Source organism: Bowmanella yangjiangensis, from assembly GCF_017255015.1.
GTDB classification, from domain to species: domain Bacteria; phylum Pseudomonadota; class Gammaproteobacteria; order Enterobacterales; family Alteromonadaceae; genus Bowmanella; species Bowmanella yangjiangensis.
On record NZ_JAFKCS010000531.1, the window covers coordinates 1 to 522 of the forward strand.

General features: G+C 68.0%; 1 protein-coding gene. It reads right to left on the reverse strand.

The window, feature by feature from the left end; translation table 11 throughout:
* Window positions 1–499, reverse strand: a 499-nt coding sequence (locus J0A65_RS25500) for a phytanoyl-CoA dioxygenase family protein (protein WP_206597011.1), incomplete at its 3' end; no start/stop codon positions are given.
* Between the last annotated feature and the right edge of the window lie 23 nt (window positions 500–522).

The following is a 522-nucleotide window of genomic DNA, read 5'->3' on the forward strand; positions in this document are numbered from 1 at the left end:
CGAACAGCAGGATGTCACCGGCCGACCCGCAGAGCTGCACGGTGAGGGATTCGTCATTGCTGTCGAATGGCGGCGCGCCCGGGTGCGTCCGATGGCTGCCGGGCACGATGCGGGTGGCGCCGTTGTCCTGGCCGTAGTCGTCGAGGTACACCAGGGCATTGGCGATGTCGCCCGGGCGTTGCTGTGACAGATCGCGATGCAGTTGCTGATGGCCGCCGCCTGCCAGGGGTTCGCGGCCTTCCACCTGGGCGATGAAGAAACGCTCGCCAATCAGCGCACTCACCCCCGCCAGAAGCGGCGGCAGGCGGCAGATGGCCAGGACCTGCGCATCATCGTCGAGCTGCGCGTGGCGCCAGTCCGCACCTCGCGGCACGGGCCACTGATCCGAAGGTCTGACACGGGCATCGAACAGGCTGCGCAGCGCGTCCAGCCCATCCGCCGGCACGGCCTGGCGCAGCAGCACGTAGCCGTCCCGATGCAGGCGTTCATGGTCGATCATGGCGTTGTCCTTCTCCTCGATGG